This window comes from Pseudomonas campi, assembly GCF_013200955.2.
GTDB classification, from domain to species: Bacteria; Pseudomonadota; Gammaproteobacteria; order Pseudomonadales; family Pseudomonadaceae; genus Aquipseudomonas; species Aquipseudomonas campi.
On record NZ_CP053697.2, the window covers coordinates 2,530,884 to 2,553,872 of the forward strand.

19 protein-coding genes are annotated in these 22,989 nt (G+C 65.0%); 13 read left to right on the forward strand and 6 right to left on the reverse strand.

Annotated features, from left to right (window positions below):
• Nucleotides 1-27: 27 nt before the first annotated feature.
• The gene (locus tag HNE05_RS11800) at nt 28-2,346 is read left to right on the forward strand and encodes a response regulator (RefSeq protein WP_173207291.1); all 2,319 of its coding nucleotides are present in this window, start codon (nt 28-30) and stop codon (nt 2,344-2,346) included.
• Here the strand turns inward: HNE05_RS11800 and HNE05_RS11805 are convergent.
• From HNE05_RS11805 to msrB, 3 genes are all read right to left on the reverse strand, one after another.
• The gene (locus HNE05_RS11805) at nt 2,330-2,797 is read right to left on the reverse strand and encodes a MarR family winged helix-turn-helix transcriptional regulator (RefSeq protein WP_173207294.1); all 468 of its coding nucleotides are present in this window, start codon (nt 2,795-2,797) and stop codon (nt 2,330-2,332) included. The genes HNE05_RS11800 and HNE05_RS11805 overlap by 17 nt on opposite strands.
• Nucleotides 2,794-3,279, reverse strand: coding sequence for a glutathione peroxidase (locus HNE05_RS11810; protein ID WP_173207296.1), 486 nt, complete (start codon nt 3,277-3,279; stop codon nt 2,794-2,796). The genes HNE05_RS11805 and HNE05_RS11810 overlap by 4 nt, the downstream gene beginning before the upstream one ends.
• 121 nt (nt 3,280-3,400) lie before the next feature.
• A complete protein-coding gene (gene msrB / locus HNE05_RS11815) occupies nt 3,401-3,796 on the reverse strand; it encodes a peptide-methionine (R)-S-oxide reductase MsrB (protein WP_173207298.1) in 396 nt (131 codons plus the stop codon).
• 176 nt (nt 3,797-3,972) lie between these two features.
• Here msrB and HNE05_RS11820 point away from each other — a divergent pair, with 176 nt between their 5' ends.
• The 5 genes from HNE05_RS11820 (at nt 3,973) to HNE05_RS20675 (ending at nt 9,989) form a co-directional block, all read left to right on the forward strand.
• Nucleotides 3,973-5,184 carry a pyridoxal phosphate-dependent aminotransferase gene (locus HNE05_RS11820; protein ID WP_173207300.1) on the forward strand — a complete coding sequence of 404 codons (1,212 nt, stop codon included), beginning with the start codon at nt 3,973-3,975 and terminating at the stop codon, nt 5,182-5,184.
• A gap of 152 nt (nt 5,185-5,336) precedes the next feature.
• On the forward strand, nt 5,337-5,792 hold the full coding sequence (locus tag HNE05_RS11825; RefSeq protein WP_173207302.1) for a hypothetical protein: 456 nt from the start codon (nt 5,337-5,339) through the stop codon (nt 5,790-5,792).
• 90 nt (nt 5,793-5,882) lie between these two features.
• Nucleotides 5,883-6,755, forward strand: coding sequence for a protease HtpX (htpX, locus tag HNE05_RS11830; protein ID WP_173207304.1), 873 nt, complete (start codon nt 5,883-5,885; stop codon nt 6,753-6,755).
• Nucleotides 6,756-6,903: 148 nt separating this feature from the next.
• Nucleotides 6,904-7,680 (forward strand): DODA-type extradiol aromatic ring-opening family dioxygenase, encoded by a 777-nt coding sequence (locus HNE05_RS11835; protein ID WP_173207306.1) that lies wholly within the window; start codon nt 6,904-6,906, stop codon nt 7,678-7,680.
• A gap of 569 nt (nt 7,681-8,249) precedes the next feature.
• Complete coding sequence (locus HNE05_RS20675; protein ID WP_173207309.1) at nt 8,250-9,989, forward strand: methyl-accepting chemotaxis protein; 1,740 nt, start codon at nt 8,250-8,252, stop codon at nt 9,987-9,989.
• A 164-nt stretch (nt 9,990-10,153) separates the two neighbouring features.
• On the opposite strand, the gene HNE05_RS11845 is transcribed toward HNE05_RS20675, so the two are convergent.
• Nucleotides 10,154-11,839 (reverse strand): DEAD/DEAH box helicase, encoded by a 1,686-nt coding sequence (locus HNE05_RS11845; RefSeq protein ID WP_173207312.1) that lies wholly within the window; start codon nt 11,837-11,839, stop codon nt 10,154-10,156.
• 369 nt (nt 11,840-12,208) lie between these two features.
• Between HNE05_RS11845 and HNE05_RS11850 the strand changes: the two genes are divergently transcribed.
• A complete protein-coding gene (locus HNE05_RS11850) occupies nt 12,209-13,000 on the forward strand; it encodes a crotonase/enoyl-CoA hydratase family protein (protein WP_173207315.1) in 792 nt (263 codons plus the stop codon).
• A 60-nt stretch (nt 13,001-13,060) separates the two neighbouring features.
• On the opposite strand, the gene HNE05_RS11855 is transcribed toward HNE05_RS11850, so the two are convergent.
• Both HNE05_RS11855 and HNE05_RS11860 read right to left on the reverse strand, forming a co-directional pair.
• Complete coding sequence (locus tag HNE05_RS11855) at nt 13,061-13,816, reverse strand: spermidine synthase (RefSeq protein ID WP_173207318.1); 756 nt, start codon at nt 13,814-13,816, stop codon at nt 13,061-13,063.
• Complete coding sequence (locus HNE05_RS11860; protein ID WP_173207321.1) at nt 13,813-14,781, reverse strand: AraC family transcriptional regulator; 969 nt, start codon at nt 14,779-14,781, stop codon at nt 13,813-13,815. Before HNE05_RS11860 ends, HNE05_RS11855 begins: the two co-directional genes overlap by 4 nt.
• A gap of 103 nt (nt 14,782-14,884) precedes the next feature.
• Here HNE05_RS11860 and HNE05_RS11865 point away from each other — a divergent pair, with 103 nt between their 5' ends.
• The 6 genes from HNE05_RS11865 to HNE05_RS11890 all read left to right on the forward strand — a co-directional run bounded on the left by HNE05_RS11865 (nt 14,885) and on the right by HNE05_RS11890 (nt 22,873).
• A complete protein-coding gene (locus HNE05_RS11865) occupies nt 14,885-16,228 on the forward strand; it encodes a flavin-containing monooxygenase (RefSeq protein WP_173207324.1) in 1,344 nt (447 codons plus the stop codon).
• Between the two features lies 1 nt (nt 16,229).
• Nucleotides 16,230-17,147 (forward strand): bile acid:sodium symporter family protein, encoded by a 918-nt coding sequence (locus tag HNE05_RS11870; protein ID WP_173207328.1) that lies wholly within the window; start codon nt 16,230-16,232, stop codon nt 17,145-17,147.
• On the forward strand, nt 17,144-17,926 hold the full coding sequence (locus HNE05_RS11875; RefSeq protein WP_173207331.1) for an SDR family NAD(P)-dependent oxidoreductase: 783 nt from the start codon (nt 17,144-17,146) through the stop codon (nt 17,924-17,926). The genes HNE05_RS11870 and HNE05_RS11875 overlap by 4 nt, the downstream gene beginning before the upstream one ends.
• A complete protein-coding gene (locus tag HNE05_RS11880) occupies nt 17,926-18,666 on the forward strand; it encodes a sulfite exporter TauE/SafE family protein (RefSeq protein ID WP_173207334.1) in 741 nt (246 codons plus the stop codon). Before HNE05_RS11875 ends, HNE05_RS11880 begins: the two co-directional genes overlap by 1 nt.
• On the forward strand, nt 18,663-20,423 hold the full coding sequence (locus HNE05_RS11885; protein WP_173207337.1) for an N-acyl-D-amino-acid deacylase family protein: 1,761 nt from the start codon (nt 18,663-18,665) through the stop codon (nt 20,421-20,423). The genes HNE05_RS11880 and HNE05_RS11885 overlap by 4 nt, the downstream gene beginning before the upstream one ends.
• A gap of 140 nt (nt 20,424-20,563) precedes the next feature.
• Nucleotides 20,564-22,873 carry an autotransporter family protein gene (locus HNE05_RS11890; protein WP_173207340.1) on the forward strand — a complete coding sequence of 770 codons (2,310 nt, stop codon included), beginning with the start codon at nt 20,564-20,566 and terminating at the stop codon, nt 22,871-22,873.
• The last annotated feature ends 116 nt before the right edge of the window (nt 22,874-22,989 follow it).

Genomic DNA, 22,989 nt, shown 5'->3' on the forward strand with positions numbered 1-22,989 from the left:
ACGAATACAGGAACAGCCCTGCCATCCATGGATATCTCACTCACCCACCGCCTGTCGTTCAAACAGGCCAGTATCACGGTGCTGGTGGCGTTTATCCTCGGAACCCTGCTCAGCCTGATTCAGGTCGGCCTGGATTATGCCAGCGAAGATGCTGCCATCGACCTGGAAATCAACTCCCTGCTGCAAATCAGCCATAACCCGGCTGCCCGTATCGCCTACAACATCGACGCCGAACTGGCCCAGGAACTGGTACTCGGCTTGTTGCGTTCACCGGCGGTGATGCGCGCGGAAATCATCGACAACAGCGGCATGATCCTCGCCTCGGTGGAACGCGCCCCAAGCCAGAGTGACTACCGGATCTTCAGCGATTTCCTGTTCGACGAACGCCGCCAGTTCGTCGACCACCTGTTCGTCAGCCACGCCCCGCAGGAGGCCCTCGGCATGCTGCGCCTGGAGGTCGACACCTTCGCCTTCGGCAGCGACTTCCTGCGCCGCGCCGTACTCACCCTGCTCACCGGCTTCGTGCGCAGCCTGCTGCTGTCGCTGATCCTCCTGGTGCTGTTCTACGCCATGCTGACCAAGCCCCTGATCGGCGTGATTCGCGCCCTCAGCGAGCGCGACCCGCGCCGCGACTTCACCCCCGTGCCCTGCCCGAGGGGCCATGAAGAGGACGAGATCGGCACCCTGGTGGCGGTCACCAACCAACAGCTGGCCAACATCCACGAAGAAATCGACCAGCGCCGCGAAGCCGAAGACCGTCTGACCCAGTACCTGGCCGAGCTGGAAAACATCGTTTCCGCGCGCACCGCCGAGCTGAAGGCCACCAATGCCCGGCTGACCCTGTCTAACAGCGAGCTGGAACAGGCGCGTCATACCGCCCTGGACATGGCCCAGGCACGTGCGGCCTTCCTCGCCAACATGAGCCACGAGATCCGCACACCGCTGAATGGTCTGCTTGGCATGCTCGCCCTGTCTCTCGACGGACCGCTGAATGTCGAGCAGCGCCAGCAGCTGTCGATCGCCCACGACTCGGGCAAGGTACTGGTGGAGCTGCTCAACGACATCCTCGACCTGTCCAAGTTCGAGGCTGGCCAGCTGGAGCTGGAACATATCCCGTTCGACCTCGGCAGCCTGGTCGAAGACACCGCCAGCCTGCTGTCGCAGAACGCCGGGCCGAATGTCGAGCTGACCTGCCTGCTCGACCCGCGCCTGCCAACCCAGGTGCTCGGCGATCCGACCCGGGTACGCCAGATCGTCAGCAACCTGCTGTCCAACGCCCTCAAATTCACCCGCTATGGCCGTGTCGATGTACGCGTCGCGCCCAGCGCGGGCGGTGTGCGCATCCTGGTCAGCGACACCGGGATCGGCATCGCCCAGGAAGCCCAGTCGCGTATTTTTCAGCCCTTCACCCAGGCTGGCGTCGGCATCACCCGCCAGTATGGCGGCACCGGCCTGGGCCTGGCCCTGACACGGCGCCTGTGCGAAGCCATGCAAGGCAAACTGAGCCTGAATTCGCAGGAGGGCTTCGGTAGCCAGTTCTGCGCCGAGCTGCCACTGCCCAGCCATACCCCGGCGCAGCAGTGGCCCGCCCTGTCCGCACGGGTCATCGCCTTCTGCCAGAGCAACAGTGGCCTGGCCGAGCTGCTAGGCAGCTGGCTGGGGAACTGGGGGTTGAGCTATCAGCGCCTGGACAGCGACGCCAGCCTGGGAGGCCTGCAGGCCGACCTGCTGATCTGCGACAGTGCCGAGCGCCTGACCGAACTGCGCCAGAGCAGCAAGGCCCCGCTGCTGCTGATCTCGGCCTATGGCGGCTTCCTCTCCAGCGAACAGACCAGTGCGCTGGCTCCGTTCGAACAACTGGCCCGCCCCCTGGCCCGCGCCGTGCTGCAGCAAAGTCTGCAGCGCCTGTTGCAGCCACGCCTGGGCAGCAGCGCCAGCCAGCCCGCCGCGCAGCCCAACAAGCTGCGCCAGGCCCGCGTACTGCTGGTCGAAGACAATCCGGTCAACCAACTGGTGGCCAAAGGCATGCTGGCCAAGCTGGGTTGCGAGGTGGCGGTCACCGCCCACGGTGGCGAAGCACTGAGCTACCTGGAGAAGAATTCGGTCGATCTGGTGCTGATGGACTGCAACATGCCGGTGATGGATGGCTACGAGGCGACCCGGCGCATTCGCCAGAACGGCCGCTGGCCGAACCTGCCGATCATCGCCCTGACTGCCAACGCCCTGCCCGATGAGCGCGAGCGTTGCCAGGCAGCCGGGATGAACGATTACCTGGCCAAACCCTTCCGCCGCGAAGACCTGGCCACTCTGCTGGACAACTGGTTGCCGCTCACGACAACGCCGTGAGCCGCTCCAGCAGGCCACCCAGGCTGTGCCGCAGACCCTCCAGTTCAGCCAGATCGAAACCACTGTCACACAGCAGACGCCCCTTCAGCGGCAACACGCGCTGGCGTAGCGCCACACCCGCCTCGCTGAGGCGCAGATGTACTTCACGCTCGTCCTGCGGCGAACGCTGGCGCAGCACCAGGCCCAGTTGCTCCAGACGTTTGAGCAGCGGCGTCAGGGTGCCGGAATCGAGCAGCAAACGTTCCCCCAGGGCCTTTACCGTCGGCTGCGCCGGCGGATTGGCCTGCCACTCCCACAGCACCAGCATGGCCAGGTACTGTGGGTAGGTCAGGCCGAGCTCATCGAGCATCGGCTTATAGGCGCGGGTGACCGCACGCGAGGCGGCGTACAGCTTGAAGCACAGCTGGTTGTCCAGCTGCAGCTGCGCCTCGACGTCATCCAGCAAGGTCATTGCAACAGGGCTTCGATCTCGGCACTGAGGTCTTCCGGCTTGGTGGTCGGGGCGAAACGCTTGACCACCTGGCCATCGGCACCGATCAGGAACTTGGTGAAGTTCCACTTGATGCCCTGGCTGCCGAGCAGGCCCGGAGCGCGCTGCTTCAGCTGCACGAACAGCGGATGGGCATCGCTGCCATTGACGTCGATCTTCTTGAACAGCGGGAAGCTGACGCCGAAGTTCAGTTCGCAGAACTCGGAAATCGCGCCCTCGTCACCCGGCTCCTGCTTGCCGAACTGGTTGCACGGGAAACCGAGCACCACCAGGCCTTTGTCCTTGTATTGCTGCCAGACGTTTTCCAGGCCTTTGTACTGCGGGGTGAAACCGCACTTGCTGGCGGTGTTGACCACCAGCACGGCCTTGCCACCGAAGTCGGCGAGGGTCTTTTGCTCGCCTTTGATGGTGGTAACCGGGATATCAAGCAGCTTGTCGCTCATGGGTGGCACTCCGAATGGGTTGGGAACCTGGGCAATATAGTGAGCAATTGAATTGCACACAATTCAATTGCTGAAAAATAAGGCCCACGAATAAGTGAGCCTTATTTTCCAGCCACGCGCGCTACTCGCGCGGCACCAGCTTCAACGACAGCGAATTGATGCAATAGCGCATCCCGGTCGGCCGCGGTCCATCCGGGAAGACATGGCCCAGGTGGGCATCACACTTGGCGCACTTGACCTCGATACGCTGCATGCCGTGGCTGAAGTCGGCCTTCTCGGCGACCGCCTCGCCGCTGACCGGCTGGAAATAGCTGGGCCAGCCGCTGCCGGAGTCATACTTGGCAGCCGAGTCGAACAGCGCCTCACCGCAGCAGGCGCAGTGGTAGAGACCCGGTACCTTGCTGTCGTGGTATTCACCGGTGAAGGGACGCTCGGTGCCGCCCAGCCGGCAGACGTGGAACTGCTCGTCGGAAAGCTCGTCGCGCCAGGCTTCCAGGGGTTTTTCGATCTTTTCCATGGGGTACACCTCAGTGGCAGAAAAAAGCCCGACCTGTACCTTTTCCGGGCATCGGGCCGCACGTATCATGCGTGCCTCTTTGGACGCCAGTCTGGCAGCAGCGTTACAACCTGCCAAGGCGCAGGATCAATGCCACCCGCCGCCATCGCGGTGCTTTCTCCCGGGAAATCTGGATCATGCAGGTCAGCAAATCGAACAAGCTCGCCAACGTCTGCTATGACATTCGCGGCCCCGTGCTCAAGCACGCCAAGCGCCTGGAGGAGGAAGGCCATCGCATCCTCAAGCTGAATATCGGCAACCCGGCGCCGTTCGGTTTCGAAGCCCCGGAGGAAATCCTTCAGGACGTGATCCGCAATCTGCCCACCGCCCAGGGCTACAGCGACTCCAAAGGCCTGTTCAGCGCGCGCAAGGCAGTGATGCAGTACTACCAGCAGAAGCAGGTGGAAGGCATCGGCATCGAGGACATCTACCTCGGCAACGGCGTCTCCGAACTGATCGTGATGGCCATGCAGGCGCTGCTCAACAACGGCGACGAAGTGCTGATCCCGGCACCCGATTACCCGCTGTGGACCGCTGCCGTAGCGCTCTCAGGCGGCAAGCCGGTGCATTACCTGTGCGATGAGCAGGCCGGTTGGTTCCCCGATATCGCCGACATGCGCGCCAAGATCACGCCGAACACCAAGGCTCTGGTGCTGATCAACCCGAACAACCCCACCGGGGCCGTGTACTCGCGCGAAGTGCTGCTGGAAATCGTCGAACTGGCCCGTCAGCACAATCTGGTGCTGTTCTCCGACGAGATCTACGACAAGATTCTGTATGACGACGCCGTGCACATCTGCACCGCCTCGCTGGCCCCGGACGTGCTTTGCCTGACCTTCAACGGCCTGTCCAAGTCCTACCGCGTGGCCGGCTTCCGCTCCGGCTGGGTGGCCATTTCCGGGCCCAAGCACAAGGCGCAGAGCTACATCGAAGGCATCGACATCCTGGCCAACATGCGCCTGTGCGCCAACGTGCCAAGCCAGCATGCGATCCAGACCGCACTGGGCGGCTACCAGAGCATCAACGACCTGGTACTGCCGCAAGGCCGCCTGCTGGAGCAGCGCAACCGCACCTGGGAACTGCTCAACGACATCCCAGGCGTCAGCTGCGTCAAGCCGATGGGCGCGCTGTACGCCTTCCCCAAGATCGACCCGAAGGTCTGCCCGATCCATAACGACGAGAAGTTCGTCCTCGACCTGCTGCTGTCGGAGAAACTGCTGATCGTCCAGGGCACCGCCTTCAACTGGCCGTGGCCGGATCACTTCCGTGTGGTCACCCTGCCACGCGTGGATGACCTGGAGCAGGCCATCGGGCGGATCGGCAGTTTCCTCAAGTCCTACCGTCAATAAGCCCGGTCTGCTGCGCGACGGTGATGCTGCGTTAAAAATGGCTTCGGAATGCTCATTTACAAATCGTAAACTCCGCTTCCTCAGCCATTTTTGCCTTGCCTGACCTGTCGCTCGCTAGACCTCGGCTGGCTTTCAGTTGCAAGAGGACCGCCATGGACCTGCAGATCGACGAGTTCTACAAGGATGCCGCCGCCGGCATGCTCCTGCTGTATCAGGCCTTCCCGCGCAAGATCGCGCTGTATGTGGAAGACCTGATCGGCCGCGAGGAGCCGGACGAGTTCGGCCTGCCCAGCAAACGCCACCAGAGCTGCCTGGGCGCCCTGCTGTGGCTGGCCGAGGAAGGCTACCTGCGTTACGACTCGACCATCGGCTATGACGCCCTCGACCAGGCCGTGCTCAGCGAAAAGGGCTTCCTGCGCCTGAGCCGCGGCCTGCCGCATGCCCTGCCCGCTGGCGACAACCCGCCACCACCGGCGGTGCGTCGCGTGCAGGCCACCCTGGCCTGGCAACTGCGTGAAGCACTGTCGCTGCACAACAGCGAGAAAGTCGCCCGCCTCACCCGCCTACTCTTCGAAAGCGCTCTAAATCCAGCCCGGGACACAGTTTGAAATAGTCACCGGGTTGAAGATGCCGGCCCCGCGCCCCTATATAGCCGGCATAACCTGATGATCTCTCGCTCCGAGGAGTAGCTTCACACCATGATGCGCATTCTGTTGTTCCTGGCCACCAACCTGGCGGTACTGGTCATCGCCAGCATCACCCTCAAACTGCTGGGGGTCGATCGCTTCACCGGTCAGAACTACGGCAGCCTGCTGGTCTTCTGCGCCGTGTTCGGCTTCGCCGGCTCGCTGATCTCGCTGTTCATCTCCAAGTGGATGGCGAAGATGAGCACCGGCACCCAGATCATCACCCAGCCGCGCACCCGCCACGAACAGTGGCTGCTGCAGACGGTGGAAGAACTGGCCCGTGATGCCGGGATCAAGATGCCGGAAGTCGGCATCTTCCCCGCCCACGAGTCCAACGCCTTCGCCACCGGCTGGAACAAGAACGATGCGCTGGTCGCCGTCAGTCAGGGCTTGCTGGAACGCTTCTCGCCTGATGAAGTTAAAGCCGTGCTGGCCCACGAAATCGGCCACGTGGCCAACGGCGACATGGTCACCCTGGCGCTGATCCAGGGCGTGGTGAACACCTTCGTGATGTTCTTTGCACGCATCTTCGGCAATTTCGTCGACAAGGTGATTTTGAAGAACGAAGGCGGCCCCGGTATTGGCTACTTCGTCGCGACCATCTTCGCCGAGCTTGTTCTAGGGATACTGGCCAGCATCATCGTCATGTGGTTCTCGCGCAAACGCGAGTTCAAGGCCGACGAAGCCGGCGCCCGTCTGGCCGGTACCGGCTCGATGATAGGCGCCCTGGAGCGCCTGCGTGCCGAGCAAGGCATCCCGGTTGAGATGCCCAGCAGCCTGACCGCCTTCGGCATCAACGGCGGCCTGAAGAATGGCCTGGCCGGCCTGCTGATGACCCACCCGCCGCTGGAACAGCGCATTCAGGCCCTGCGCCAGCGCGGCTGATTGCACAGCAGCACGACCAAGGGCAGCTTCGGCTGCCCTTGTCTTTTCCGCGACTCAATCGACTCAATCGATAAGAAACCCCAGCTTTTCCCGTTTGAAGCCCGACCTCGCTTGATCAATGATCAAATCTATTCAGGAGGACTTCAGCGTGCTGCCCAGTTTATTCATTTCCCATGGCTCGCCCATGCTGGCCCTCGAGCCCGGCGCCAGCGGCCCCGCCCTCGCCCGCCTGGCGAGCGAGCTACCCAGACCCCGCGCCATTCTGGTGGTTTCCGCCCACTGGGAAAGCGACGAACTGCTGCTTGGCAGCGCCGCACAACCGCGCACCTGGCACGATTTTGGTGGTTTCCCCGCGCCGCTGTACGCCGTGCGATACCCAGCCCCCGGCTCGCCTGAGCTGGCCCGGCAGGCCCAGCAGCTGCTGGCCGAGGCCGGCCTGGCGGCGCGCCTGGACGAACAGCGCCCGCGCGACCATGGCGCCTGGGTGCCGCTGTCGCTGATGTATCCCGAAGCGGATATCCCGGTGCTGCAACTGTCGCTACCCAGCCAACTCGGCCCAGCACTGCAGACCCAGGTCGGCCAGGCCCTGAGCAGCCTGCGCGAGCAGGGCGTGCTGCTGGTCGGCTCCGGCAGCATCACCCACAACCTCGGCGAACTGGACTGGCGCGCCGGCCCGCAGACCATCACGCCCTGGGCCCTGGAATTTCGCGACTGGATGGTGGAAAAACTGCAGGCCGATGACGAGGCCGCCCTGCATGATTACCGCCAGCAGGCCCCGCAGGCCCGGCGCAATCACCCGAGCGACGAGCACCTGCTACCGCTGTACTTCGCCCGCGGCGCCGGCGGCGCCGGCGGCGCCTTCAAGGTCGAGCACAGCGGCTTCACCTATGGCGCCCTGGGCATGGATATCTACAGCTTCGCCTGAGTCAGGGATAGCGCACGCTTCCCCTGCGGGCTTACTCCTTCATCAGCAACAGCAGCGGCCTGTGGCAACTGAGCCAGCAGGGTCTTGGCCAGTTGCTCAACACCCTGCGTTTTCTCACCGACAGCGCCCGCCGCCAGCTACGCTTGCATCGACAGCAAGCGCGCCCACGCCACAGCCCCTGGCGGTACGACTGGCTGCCGAGGCGACGGGTATTCGACAGCCACATAAAGGGCGTGAATTTTCCCGCCAAACCGTGACAAGTCGCTGCCCCGTCAGTACTTCCAGCAGCGCCTGCAGAGGCTCGCGGCACGCTAGCCGAACAATAGTCAGGGACAGGTCTGCCCTATCACCAGCAACCTGCCGCCCAGCGGCGAGACCAGCCTGGCGCGAGTCGCTGCGGCCCTCGGCCTGCCCGCACCAGTGGCGGACCCGCAAGCACTGTGCACGGAAGCCTGAACCAGCCGGTTGCCCACACCGCGCCGGGAAATCTTCACCGTGGATTCAATAAAACAGCGGCACTGCCGAAGCAACTAACAGACATTGCATCACCAGCAGGAGTGGCCATAACAATGAAAAAAGCCAACAACACCGGAATCATCCAGATCGCCGTCATCGCGGTAACCTTCGCCGGGCTGCTCTACACCTTCCTCGCGATGAGACAAGCTGCTACCGACGCGGAAAAAGTCGCCGAACGACGCTACCACTCCTATCTGCTGGCCGATGAGCTGCGCCAGAGCTCGGACGACCTGACCCGCCTCGGGCGCACCTATGTGGTCACCGCCGATCCGGAATACGAGCGCCAGTACCTGCGGATTCTCGACATTCGCAACGGCAAGGCGCCCCGACCGCAGGACTACCACCGCATCTACTGGGACTTCGTCGCAGCCGGCGAAGCGCAGCCGCGCCCCAACGGCGCGACCGAGTCGCTACAGGACCTGATGGTCAAGGCCGGTTTCAGCGACAGCGAATTCGCCAAGCTCAAGGAAGCCCAGGCCAACTCCGACGGCCTGGTGCAGCTGGAGGTCAAGGCAATGAACGCGGTCAAAGGCAAATTCGCCGACGACCAGGGCAACTACACGGTGACCGCAGAGCCCGACCTCGAAATGGCGCGCAACCTGGTGCACAGCCCGGAATATCACCAGTTCAAGGCGCAGATCATGAAGCCGCTGGACGCGTTCTTCGTCCAGGTGGAGGAGCGCACGAAGGCCGAAGTGGAGGTTGCGGAAGACGCGCTCAGCACTGCGCAGAACCTGTTCGTGGCCGTCCTTATCCTGCTGATCGGGCAAGTTGCCCTGCTGATCTACCTCGGCCGCCAGCAGACCCTGGCCCAACTGGGCGCCAAGCCGGAAGTCCTGGAGCGAGTGCTGAACGAAATCGCCTCGGGCAACCTGGGCGTCAGTATCCCTCCCGCCGCAGAAGACAGCGCGCTGGGGCGCACCCGCATGATGAACGACAGGCTCAAGGCACTGATCGGAGCAGTCTCGGCGACCGGCGAACGACTGGTCAGCGCCGTCGGGCAGATCGCCCAGGTCGTCGAAGACACCGCCGCACGCGCCAATCAACAGAACGAGATGACCGACCTGGTGGCCACCGCAGTGCATGAAATGGGCCTGACCGTGCAGGAAATCGCGCGCAATGCCGGCGGCGCGGCGCAGGCTTCGCAGAATGCCCAAGAGGAAGCCAGCCAGGCCAGCAAGGCGGTCAAACAGTCCACCACACAGATCGAGCGGATGGCTACTGACATTGGCTCGGCAGCCAAGGCAGTCGGCGAACTGGCCGAGCAAGTGGCCTCCATCGACCAGGTACTGGCCGTGATCCGCGGCATTTCCGAGCAGACCAACCTGTTGGCGCTGAACGCCGCCATCGAAGCCGCCCGCGCCGGGGAAATGGGCCGTGGCTTCGCCGTGGTGGCCGACGAGGTGCGCACCCTGGCCGGCCGCACCCAGGGCTCCACCGACGAGATTCAGCAGATGATCCAGCGCCTGAAAACGGGCGCCGAGGCTGCGGTGAGTTCGATGCGTGCCGGCCACGAGGCGACCCGCAGCGGCGTTGAGGCCAGCCAGAGCACCAACCAGTCGCTGGGCGCCATCGCCGAGCAGATCGGCCACATCAGCGACCTCAACCATCAGGTGGCAACGGCCACCGAAGAGCAATCCTCGGTGACCGAAGAGATCAACCGTAATGTCCAGGGTATCGCCGACCTGGCGCACTCCACGGTCAACGATACCCAGCGCTGCCAGGCGGATTGCCAGACTCTGCGAAACCTGTCTGTAGACCTGTCCAAACAAATGGCGAGTTTCCGCCTGTAAAGACGCCCTTTCCTCTCGGAAAGGGGCTCAGCCGAAGACTAGGGCCTACGGGACGAATGCACGAATGCACGAATGCACGAATCGTCAACCAGTTCTACCCGCGCGCTTCTGCTCCACCATAAAAAAGCCCCGCACTAGGCGGGGCTTTTTTATTCACGCGAGGATTAATCCTCGCGATAACGACGCAGCTTCAGGGCCTTGCCGGCAACGCGGGTGTCCTTGAGCTTGCCGAGCAGACGGTCGAGGCCTTCTTCCGGCAGTTCGATCAGGCTGAAGGTCTCGCGGATCTGGATACGACCGATGGCTTCGCGGGCCAGGCCACCTTCGTTGAGAATCGCGCCGAGCAGGTTCTTCGCGGCGATGCCGTCGCGAGTGCCCAGGGCGGTACGGCAACGGGCACGGCCTTCGGTCAGCGGCACCGGGGCACGACGCTCACGCGGGGCGAAATCGCCACCGCTGCTGCGCTCGCCATCACGCTCACGACGTTCGCGCGGGGCGCTGACTGTCGGCACCAGCGGCTGCTCGCGCTCGACGTCAGCCAGGTTCAGCGACTGGCCATTGGTGGCCTTGCGCAGCAGGGCCGCGGCCAGGGCACGCGGGGTGCAGCCGATATCGGCGACCAGACGGTCGAGCAGCTCGCCATGACTGGCTTCGGCATCAGCCACCAGCGGCGCCAGGCTGTTGGTCAGCTTCTTGATGCGTGCATCCAGCACCTGCTGAGCGTTGGGCAGGCGCACTTCGGCGACTTTCTGCCCGGTTACACGCTCGATCACCTGCAGCATGCGGCGCTCACGCGGAGTCACCAGCAGCAGCGCACGGCCAACGCGACCGGCACGGCCGGTACGACCGATACGGTGCACGTAGGACTCTGGGTCGTACGGCATGTCGACGTTGAGTACGTGGGTGATGCGCGGTACGTCGATACCACGGGCGGCCACGTCGGTGGCGACCACGATATCCAGACGGCCGTCCTTCAGCGACTCGATGACGCGCTCGCGCTGATTCTGCGCGATATCACCGTTCAGCGCGGCAACCTTGTAGCCCTTGGCTTCCAGCGCGGAGGCCAGGTCCAGGGTGGCTTGCTTGGTGCGTACGAAGGCGATCAGGGCGTCGAATTCCTCGACTTCCAGCAGGCGCGACACGGCCTGGACCTTCTGGTCGGCATGCACCATCAGGTGCGCCTGCTCGATCAGCGAGACGGTCTGGGTCTTGGCGGCGATCTTGATGTGTTTCGGGTCGCGCAGGTGCTTCTCGGCGATGGTGCGGATCGAGGCCGGCAGGGTCGCGGAGAACAGCACGCTCTGGCGGCTGGCCGGCATGGCCTGGAAGATCACTTCCAGGTCATCCATGAAGCCGAGCTTGAGCATTTCGTCGGCTTCGTCCAGCACCAGGTGGCTGATGGTCGACAGCAGCTGGTCGTTGCGGCTCAGGTGGTCAACCAGGCGACCCGGGGTGGCCACGATGACCTGGGCACCCATGCGGATGGCCTTGAGCTGCGGGCCCATCGGCGCGCCGCCGTAGACGGCCACCACGCTCAGGCCTGGCATCTGCTTGGCGTAGGTTTCAAACGCGGTGGCCACTTGCAGGGCCAGCTCACGGGTCGGCGCGAGGATCAGCGCCTGCAGTTCACGCTTGGCCGGGTCGATCTTCGACAGGATCGGCAGGGCGAACGCTGCAGTCTTGCCGGTACCGGTCTGCGCCTGGCCGATCATGTCGTGGCCGGCGAGGATCACCGGGATCGCCTGGGATTGAATCGGGGACGGCTCTTCGTAACCCACCGCGGTCAGCGCAGCGAGAATAGAAGGATGAAGGCCGAGTTCGGCGAAAGTGCCGGTTACTTCCTGGGTCATGGGTCTGCCTCTAGGTGCATCCGCAAAGACCCAAGTTCCAAAGCTGCACATGCCATGTAGGACCCGAAAGTCACCCTGGCAGCCGTGTAGGCGGGGATTTGCGAAAACTAAATGAATAAAACGTCAAGGATAGTTCGCTATGCGAACAAGCTGCCGAAGCAAGCGCTTCGTGAGTTTAACCACCTGAACGACGGCCAAGTTTGGCCGGGCGCGAATCATACAGGAAAAGCTGTCCACGTGGCAGATTTTTTACAGAAGCGGCGCGCGTCTTGCAGATCATAGCCTGCCATTCAGGCGGGCAATGCGTTTGGACGACCGCCGGCGGGCTGACTATAAAGAGAGCTTCTCTAGCGAATTTGGAGCCACCCCATGGCCGAGCCGACGACCGACCGCATCAGCCGCGAGAAACGTGGCCAGACCCTGCTGATCGGGCTCAACCGCAGCGACAAGCGCAACGCCTTCGACCTCGACATGCTCAATCAGCTCTGCCTGGCCTATGGCGAATTCGAGCGCGATGACGAAGCGCGTGTGGCCTTGGTGTTTGCCCATGGCGAGCACTTCACTGCCGGCCTCGACCTGGCCAAGGTGGCGGCAACCTTCGCCGCCGGCTGGCATATTCCCGCCGGTGGCTGCGACCCCTGGGGCGTATTCGGCGGCCCACGGGTGAGCAAGCCGGTGATCGTCGCCGCCCGCGGCTACTGCTACACCATCGGCATCGAGCTGATGCTGGCCTCCGATATCAACCTGTGCTCCAGCGACACCCGCTTCGCCCAGATGGAAGTACAGCGCGGCATCCTGCCGTTCGGTGGCGCCACCCTGCGCATGCACCAGGCCGCCGGCTGGGGCAATGCGATGCGCTGGCTGCTGACCGGCGACCCCTTCGATGCCGCGGAAGCCTATCGCCTGGGCCTGGTGCAGGAAGTGTTCAGCCCGGAGGATCTGCTGCCCGGCGCCCTGGCGCTCGCCGAACGCATCGCCGCCCAGGCACCGCTGGGCGTGCGCGCCACCCTGGCTTCGGCGCGCCAGGCCGTGCAACAGGGTGAAGAGGCAGCGATCGCCAACCTGCATCCGCTGGTGACCACGCTGATGGCCAGCGAAGATGCCCAGGAAGGTGTGCGCGCCATGCTCGAACGCCGCCCCGGTGACTTCAAAGGCCGTTGAGCCGCCGCGGCACGCTAAGTGGAGAAGTAGGAAGGCCCTAAAAGCGCCCTGGCACCGACCTCAACTGGCCGGGCGCAGCACGTCGATCAAGGGCTGCAGCGAGTAGCCCAGGCGCGGCGCCAGGGCGGCGGCGCGCGCAGCCAGTTCGGTGGGTTCCAGCACCTGCTCCAGATCGGCCGGCACCAGCAGGATGACGTTGCCCTCCTTCACCGGAATTTCCCAGTAATGGCGGTGATAGAGACCGCGCAGCAACGCCGCGCCGAGCGGCTTGCCGTCGTCGGTGCCCCACTGATTGATCACCAGCCAGCCACCCGGACTGAGCTTGGCCTGGCAGCTTTCCAGGAACTTCCAGGCCAGGTGACCGACTGCCGGCCCGGTGTCGGTGTACAGGTCGAGGAAGATCAGGTCGGCCGACTCGGCGCTATCGAGCAGCTCCAGGGCATCACCGATGCGGATGGTCAGACGCGGGTCATCGGCCAGGCCGAGGTACTGCATGGCCAGGCGCGGTACGTCCGGGCGCAGCTCGATCACCTCGACATCGTCCAGGCTCAGGAAGCTCAGGCAGGCCTGGGTCAGGTTGCCGGCGCCCAAGCCGAGAAACAGCGCGGTTTCCGGCGCCTCATGGCACAGCGCACCGAGGAACATGGCGCGGGTGTAGTCGTACTCCAGCCACTTCGGGTCGCGGGTGAACACGCAGCTCTGCTCGATCGCATCGCCGAACTCGAGGAAGCGGTAATCGCCGACTTCCAGCACGCGAACCAGACCGAACTGGTCCTGCACTTCGGCCAATACCCGCTCTTCACGCAAATCACTCATTCCACCAACCCCTGACGAAACTGCCCCGGCGTCATGCTGCTCCAGCGGCGGAAGGCCTTGGCGAACGCACTCTCATCGGAAAACCCCAGACGTTCGGCCACCTCGCTCAGGCGTGGCGACTCGCGCAACAATTGTTCGGCCATCTGGTACAGCACCTGATCACGCAGCAACTTGAACGAGGTGCCCTCCTCGGCCAGCTTGCGGTTGAGATGCCGGCCACTCAGCTCCAGCTGCTCGGCGATGCGCTCCTTGCCCCAGCGCGGTTGCGCCCGTTGCAGCTGCTGCACGCGCGCCGCCAGGCTCTGCGTGCCCAGGCGCTCGAGCAGGCTGTCGGCGAGGCCACGCAGGTGTTCGCGCATCAGGGCATTGGCCTGGATCAGCGGCACCTGCAGATCGGCGGCGGCGAACACCAGGGCATTTTCGGCGGCGGTGAACTGCAGCGGACAGGCCAGCAGCTCGGCGTAACTGGCCTCGCTGCCGCGCGCCGGGTGACTAAAGCTCAGCAGCAAGGGGCTGACCTTGCTGCCGGTGATCCAGCGCGTCATGTGCAGCAGGCTGGCCAGCACCGCCTCGACCCGTTCAGCACGGCGTACCTGGTACTGCGGCTGGTAGACCAGGCACAAGCGCTGGCCCTCGTCGCGCAGGCTGAACTCGCCGCCCTCGCCGACTATCGGGTAGTACTCGAGCAGGGCTTCCAGCGCTTCGCCGACCGTTTCGCAGCTCATCAGCAGGGCGCCGACCATGTCCAGATGCCCCACCTGCAGGGCACAGCCCAGGCGCAGGCCGGTCAGAGGATCGTGCGCCGCCGTGCAGAAGGCCTCCCACAGGGCGTCCTGGCGCGCCAGCGGGATGCGCTCTTCACGCCCCAACTCGCGCAGCTCGGCCGGCAGCGGCAAGGCCAGGCGCTCGGCGGCCTGGAGAATGGCCTGGGTGTAATGCACGGTGACGGAAGGCGTAGTGCTCATGGTCCTGAATTAACCAGCTGGAGTCCCGAATGAGCCATTACGGCAGGCGGAGGGCTGCATATGCTTACGGAATAACACTAGAAAGACAATCGAGACGCCTTGCATGCACGCCATTATCGGAGCCGGCCCCATAGGGCTGGCGGCTGCCCGTCAGCTACAACGCCATGCTATTCCCTTTGTCGGCTTCGAGTTGCACAGCGATGTCGGCGGCCTGTGGGACATCAGCAACCCGCACAGCACGATGTACGAGTCGGCGCACCTGATCTCGTCCAAGAGCACCACCGCCTTCGCCGAATTCCCCATGCCCGACGAAGTGCCGCACTACCCGCGGCACCAGCAGATCGGCCAGTACTTCCGCGATTACGCCGAGCATTTCGGCCTGCGCCAGCACTACCAGTTCAATACCCGTGTGCTCAAACTGGAGCGCCTCGACCAGGGCTGGCGCCTGCTCAGCGAGTGTGCCGGCCAGCAGCGCGAATGGCAGTTCGACGGCGTACTGATCGCCAACGGCACCCTGCACACGCCCAACCAGCCGGCCTTGCCCGGTTCGTTCGCCGGCGAGCTGCTGCACTCCTCGGCCTACAAGTCGGCCAACATCTTCACCGGCAAGCGCGTGCTGGTGGTCGGCTGCGGCAACTCGGCCTGCGACATCGCCGTGGATGCCGTACACCGTGCCGCCTCGGTCGACCTGTCGGTACGCCGTGGCTACCACTTCCTGCCCAAGTTCATCCTCGGCAAGCCCACCGACACCTTCGGCGGTGCGATCAAGCTGCCACGCCGGCTCAAGCAGTTGGTCGATGGCCTGCTGGTGCGCGCCCTGCTCGGCAAGCCCTCGCAGTACGGCCTGCCCGATCCGGACTACCGCCTGTACGAGTCGCACCCGGTGATGAACTCGCTGGTGCTGCACCATATCGGCCATGGCGATATCCAGCCGCGCGGCGATATCCGCAAGGTCGATGGCCATAGCGTGACCTTCGCCGATGGCAGCCAGGCCGACTACGACCTGATCCTCCAGGCCACCGGCTACAAGCTCGACTATCCGTTTATCGACCGCGCCGAACTGAACTGGCCCCAGGACGCCGGCGCGCCGCATCTGTACCTCAACGTATTCCACCCGCTGCACCGCGACCTGTTCATGCTCGGCATGATCGAAGCCTCCGGCCTCGGCTGGCAGGGCCGCGCCGAACAAGCCGAGCTGGTCGCCCTGGTGATCCGCCGGCAGCTCGATGGCCATGCCTCGGCCGCGCGTTTCCACGAGCAGGTACAGCAACGCTTCGGCCAGCGCCTGGACGGCGGCTACGCCTACCTGCAGCTGGAACGCATGGCCTACTACGTGCACAAGGACAGCTACCGCGCCGCGCTCAAGGCGCATAGCGCCGAGCTGCGCGCCGACCTCGCGCCCCAGATACTCAGCAACAACACAGCGCCACTGGCGCGGGAGGCCTGAGATGGGCGAAGTACAGATCCAGTTCGACCCGTCCAGCCTGATCCTGATCAACATCATCCTGGCGGTGATGATGTTCGGCGTCTCCCTCGACCTGCGCGCCGAGGACTTCCGCCGCATCCTGCGTGAACCCAAAGCACCGGTGATCGGTCTGCTGGCGCAGTTCCTGTTGCTGCCGGCACTGACCTGCCTGGCCTGCTGGGCGCTGCGCGTCGAGCCGCAACTGGCTCTGGGCATGATGCTGGTGGCGGCCTGCCCCGGTGGCAGTTTTTCCAACATCATGACCTGGATGGCCCGTGGCAACGTCGCGGTATCGGTGAGCATGACCGCCGTCTCCAGTCTGGCGGCCAGCGTGCTCACGCCGCTCAACTTCACCTTCTATGCCTGGCTCAACCCGCACACCCGCGCCCTGCTCACCGAGATTTCGATCCAGCCCCTGAGCCTGCTGCTGATGGTGCTGCTGGTGCTGGGCGTGCCGCTGTTGCTGGGCATGATGGTCGGCCGGCGCTTCCCCACGCTCACCCTCAAGGTGGAAAAACCGCTGCGCATCTTCGCCTTGCTGGTGATGCTGGTGTTCGTCGGCCTGGCCTTCAGCCGCAACTTCGAACAGTTCCTCCAGCACTTCCACCTGTTCTTCTGGCTGGTGGTGGCGCACAACGCCCTGGCGCTGCTGGTGGGCTATGGCAGCGCACGCCTAGCGCGCCTGCCGGTCGCCGACCGCCGCGCCATCACCCTGGAAGTCGGCATCCAGAACTCGGCCCTGGGCCTGGTGATCATCTTCACCTTCTTCCCGCAGGCCAGCGGCATGTTGCTGATCGCCGCGTTCTGGGGCTGCTGGCATCTGGTCTCGGGCCTCAGCCTGGCCTGGCTGTGGTCACGCCGTACGGCACTGCCAGCGCCTGCGCAGGAGGTGACGCCATGAGCGTGGTGCTGATCACTGGCGCTGCCAGCGGCCTCGGCTGGGCCTTGGCGCGCGCCTGCCATGCCCGTGGCGACCAGTTGCTGCTGACCGATATCGACGCCAGCGGCCTGGCCGCACGGGTTGCCGAACTGGGCGGCGAACGGGTCGAGGGGCTGTCCGGCGATATCACCGACCCCACGCTGCACCGCCAATTGCTCGACGCCTGCCGCGCCGTGTTCGGCCGCCTCGACCTGCTGTTCAACAATGCCGGCATCACCCACCGCTCGCCGACCACCCGCACCGACCCGGCGGTGTTTCGCCAGGTCATGGCGGTGGACTACCACGCACCGTTGGAACTGACCCTGGCCGCCCTGCCGCTGCTGCGCGAAAGCCGTGGCCAGGTCGTCGCCATCGGCTCCATGGCCGGCTGGATGCCGGTACTCGGCCGCGCCGGTTACTGCGCGGCGAAAAGCGCGCTGAGCCAGGCCTTCGAGGTGCTGCGTGCGGAAATCGCCCGTGACGGCATCCAGATGCTGATGGTCTACCCGAGCTTTCTCGACACACCCATCGACCGCAACGCCCTCGGCGCCGACGGCAAGCCGGCCGGCCATGCCCGCTCGACCGTCGGCAAGGTGCGCGGCGCCGACTGGATGGCCGGAGAAATCCTCAAGGGCCTGACTGCCGGCCAGCAACGCCTGTTCCCCGATCGCGGCAGCTGGCTGGCCAGCCTGCTCTGGCGCGTGGCGCCGGCGCTGTACTACCGGCAGATGAGCCAGCGCTTTGCCGGGGAGCTGGACTGATGGCCTTCGCTCCCTACGCCCTCGGCGCCTTCATCCTGCTGGCCTACACCCTGGAAGCCGTCACCGGTTTCGGCAGCATCGTTATCGCCCTGTCGCTTGGCGCCCTGCTACTGCCGATCGACCAGCTGCTGCCGGTACTGGTGCCGCTGAATATCGGCATGACCGGCTACCTGGTCTGGCGCCACCGCGCACAGATCGACCGCCCGCTGCTGCTCGGCACCATCCTGCCCGGCATGCTGCTCGGCACCCTGCTCGGCTACCTGCTGCTGCCGTACCTGGACGAGGCGCTGCTCAAGCGCTGCTTCGGCGCGCTGATCCTCTGGTTCGCCGGGCGTGAACTGTGGCGCCTGCGCCATGCCGCCGCGCTGCCGGTACGGCCGCAGTGGCTGACTCGCCTGCTGACACTCGGCGCCGGCCTCAGCCACGGCCTGTTTGCCTCCGGCGGGCCGCTACTGGTGTTCGGCCTGGCCGGCACCAGCCTGGACAAGGCGCGCTTTCGCGCCACCCTGGTCAGCGTCTGGTTCACCCTCAACAGCCTGCTGACCCTGGCCTTCCTCGTCGATGGCCGCCTGCTGCCGGCGCTGCCGCAAGTGCTGGTCTATGCCCCGCTGCTGCTGGTCGGCCTGTGGGCCGGCGAACGCCTGCACCGGCGCTTCGACGAGCGTCACTTCCGCATCGCCATCTACATCCTGTTGCTGGTCACCGGCACCCTGCTGCTGTCGCCCTGGAGCATGCTATGAGCTACGACATCATCATCAAGAACGGCCTGTACTTCGACGGCAGCGGCGCACCCGGCGCACTGCGGCATATCGGCATCAAGGCCGGGCGCATCGACGCGGTCAGCCTCAGCCCGCTGATTGAGAACGGCTGCCCCGAGGTGCTGGATGCCGCCGGGCGCTGGGTGACCCCGGGCTTCCTGGAAATCCACTCGCACTACGATGCCGAAGTGATCGCCGCCCCCGCGCTGAAGGAGTCGGTGCGCCACGGCGTGACCAGCGTGACCATCGGTTCCTGCTCGATCAGCATGGTGCTGGCCGATGCCGAGGACTGCTCCGACCTGTTCACCCGCGTCGAGGCGGTGCCGCGCGAGTACGTGCTGCCGATCCTGCAACAGAAGAAGACCTGGCGCGACGCCGCCGGCTACCGCGCCTTCTACGACCAGCACCCGCTGGGGCCGAACGTCAGCTCCTTCCTCGGCCATTCCGAGTTGCGCGTGGCGGTGCTCGGCCTGGAGCGCGCCACCCGCAAGATCAAGCCAACCGAAGCCGAGCTGCAGCGCATGGAGCAGTTGCTGGAAGAAGCGCTGGATGCCGGCTGCATCGGCCTATCGGTGATGACCACCAAACTCGACAAGATGGACGGCGACCGCGCCTGGTCCAGCCCGCTACCGTCGACCTTCGCCAGCTGGACCGAGTTCTCGCGCCTGTTCGCCGTACTGCGCCGTCGCGGCGCGGTGCTGCAGGGCGCGCCAGACGCGGTGACCAAGGTCAACGTGTTCGCCTTCCTGTACCAGGCCCACGGCTGGTTCCGCAAACCGCTGAAGTGCTCGATGCTCACCGCCCTGGACCTCAAGTCGCAGCCGCTGCTGCACCGCTTCACCCGCCTCTCCGGCTGGCTGGCCAACCGCGTGCTGCGCGGTCACTTCCGCTGGCAGACCCTGCCGGCGCCCTTCACCCTGCGCCTGGAAGGGCTCAACGTGAACGCCTTCGAGGAGTTCGGCGCCGGCGAGATCCTGCGCAACATCAAGGACCCGGACGAGCTGTACGCCAAGGTCCTGGAGCCGGAGTTCCGCGCCCTGTTCAAGAAGCAGGTCAAGGCCGTGCTGACCAAGGGCCTGTGGCACCGCGACTTCTCCGACTGCTGGGTGACCGAGTGCCCGGACGCCAGCCTGGTCGGCAAGAACTTCAAGCAACTCGGCGCCGCCCGCGGCCTGGACCCGGTGGACGCCTACTTCGAGCTGGCCTGCCAGTACCGCGAGGCGCTGAAGTGGAGCACCTGCTACGGCAACCAGCGCCTGCCGGTGATGCACAAGCTGCTGGCCAGCCCCTGGACCCAGCCGGGCTTCGCCGACTCCGGTGCGCACCTGCGCTCGATTGCCCAGTACAACTTTCCGCTGCGCTTCCTCAAGTACGTGCGTGACGCCGAACTGGCCGGCACGCCGTTCATGGACATGGGCCGCGCCGTGCACCGCCTGAGCGGCGAGCTGGCCGACTTCATCGGAGTGGAGGCCGGCACTATCCGCGTCGGCGACCGCGCCGATGTGGTGATCGTCAACCCGGCCGGGCTGACCGACGAGCTGGATGAGATGCATGAAGCGCCCATGGAAGTGCTCGGCTTGGAGCGGGTGGTCAAGCGCAACGACGCGGCGGTGGACGCCACCCTGATCAACGGCCGCATCGCCTACCGGCGTGGCGCCGAGTTCCCCGCAGAACTGGGCAGGCAGCTGGGCTTCGGTCGCTTCCTGGCGGGCCAGCTGCCAGCCTTGCACAAGCCCTAGCAGGCGAGAAAGCCCGTCGCGCCTGGGAGACTTTGACTACCCTTCTCCCTGCAGCCCCGCGTAGAGGGCGATTCGACTGACAGGCAACTGACTGCGACGTGCATGCTGCAGTCGACCGCCCTGTTCCAGGGGAGTGGAACGTGACGCGAAATCTCCCGCCCCTGCTCCTCGTGATCGGCCTGACGCAGGCTTCGCCAGCACTCGCCGTGACTTTCGAGTGGACGGGGGCCGACTGCTACAACTGCACGGGGTCCTGGACGCCGGCAGAGGTGCCCAACAGTCCGGGCGAGAATGCGCTATTCGGCAACACTGGCACCACCACTGTGTTGGTGGGAACCTCGGTCAACCCATCGTCCTGGGTGTTCGAAGACAGCGGCAACAACGGCCAGGACTACGTCATAGTCGGCGCGCCGGTGGTTTTCGCCGGCGCCGGCCTGATCAGCAACTCCCCCGAACTGATCGCCATCAGCAACAACCTTGGCGGCAGCGGCGGCGTCACTCAGAACGGCGCTGGCGGGACGTTGGTCCTCTCGGGAATGAACACCTACACCGGCGGCACCACCCTCAACGCCGGCACTCTCTCGGTCGACGTGGATGCCAACCTCGGCGCCCTGAGCGGCCCCCTGACCATCGGCAACGGCACGCTGAACACCAAGACCACCTTCGCCACCAGCCGCACGGTCACCCTGAACGGCAACGCCTCGCTTGCTCAAGCGCTCGGCACCGGTTTCACCCTGAACGGCGTGATTGGCGGCTCCGGCAGCCTGAACCTGATCGGTGACGGCTCCGCCGGCGGTCTCGTTACCCTCAACGCCAGCAACAGCTACACCGGGGCCACCAATCTCGACAGAGGATTCCTGTTCGTCAATGGCTCGATCGCCAGCTCCAGCCAGCTGACCAGCGCCCAAGGTACATTCCTCGGCGGCACCGGTACACTGGGGCAAACCAGCGTATTCGGCAGCGTCTCGCCGGGAGCGGCCCACGGCAGCACTGGCACCCTGAGCATCGCCGGCAACCTGAGCACCGCCCCCTCGGCAAATTATCGCGTCGATTTCAACTCCGGCGGCGCACACGACCTGATCCACGCCAGCGGGAGCGCCACACTGAACGGTGCCGACGCCACCACCTCGCTCAATGGTTTCATTCCGGTGGTGAACCAGCGCTACGCGATTCTCAGCGCCGACGGCGGCGTCAACGGCAGCTTCACCTACGCGGCCCAGCATCTGCCGCTATCGGACATCGACCTCACCTACGACGCAAACAATGTCTACTTCGTCGTCGCCCGTAACGAGATACCGATTGGCGGTACGCCAGAGCCCCCAGTCGGCGGCATACCTGAACAGCCCATCGCGATCACCCCGCCACAAGAATCAGTAGGTGGTGGTGTGGATGAGTTGCCAGCGGACAACCCGATTCTCGGCGCGATTGTTTTGTTGCCCACGGTGGGCGAAATCCGCGACGCTCTCGACCAACTGTCCGGGCAGATCTACCCATCGCAGCAGACCCTTTTGCTGGAGAGCAGTCACTTCGCACGGGACGCGGTCAACGAGCGTCTCGCTGCACAACAGGATGAGCCGCTCACGCCCCTGCTGACCTCGCTCGGCACGCTGCAACTGGCCCCCCGCCTGACCGCCTGGGTGCAGCTTGACCCGCACCCGAGCGCCTGGCTGCAAGGTACCGGCGCGCGCAGGAAGCAGGGTGACTTGGTGGATGACACCGCCGGCACCTTCTTCGGCATCGACTCGCGCCTCACGGACAACACGACCCTGGGCCTCCTCGGCGGCTATACGCGCTCGGACGTGGACGCTTCGCACGGTTCGTCCACCAGCGATAACTACACCCTCGGCACATACGTTGGCACCCTGCTCGGACCTTGGTCGCTCAAGGCCGGCACCAGCTACACGGTCAGCGAGATCGACAGCCAGCGGACCGTGCGCTTCGGCAGTTTCAGTGACGCCCCCAGCGCAGACTATTCGGCCAGCACCGGCCAGGTCTTCGCCGGCGTCGCCTACAAGATCAGCCTGGGCGCTACGGTGGTGGAACCCTATGCCGACCTTGCCTGGGTCAAGGTCAGTAGCGAGGGGTTTACCGAGCACGGTGGCCCAGCGGCCCTGCGCGTGGACGACAATGACCAGGACACCACATTCAGCACCCTGGGCATACGCCCCAGCTACACCTTCGCCATCCGCGACATGCCGATGAAGGTCAAGGGCGGGCTGGGCTGGCGCCACACCTTCGGCGACCTCGAACCGTCCAACCGCATGGCATTCGCCCCCACTGGTACCTTCGCGATACCCGGCGTAGCACTGGCCGAGGACACCACACTCGTCAGCCTGGGACTGGAAGCGGCCCTGACCCCGACTGCCAGCCTGAGCCTGGCCTACAACGGCCAGTTCGGCAGCGACACGCAGGAAAACGGCCTGAGCGGGCTGTTACAGGTCAAGTTCTAGCGCATCGCTGCCGCTACCCGGCCTTATGCAGCGCGTCTATCGCGCCTATCGGCTTGCCGGCCATGGCTGATCGGTTACCATGCCAGTCCGCCTGAATAGCCGCTAACCGAGAAGTC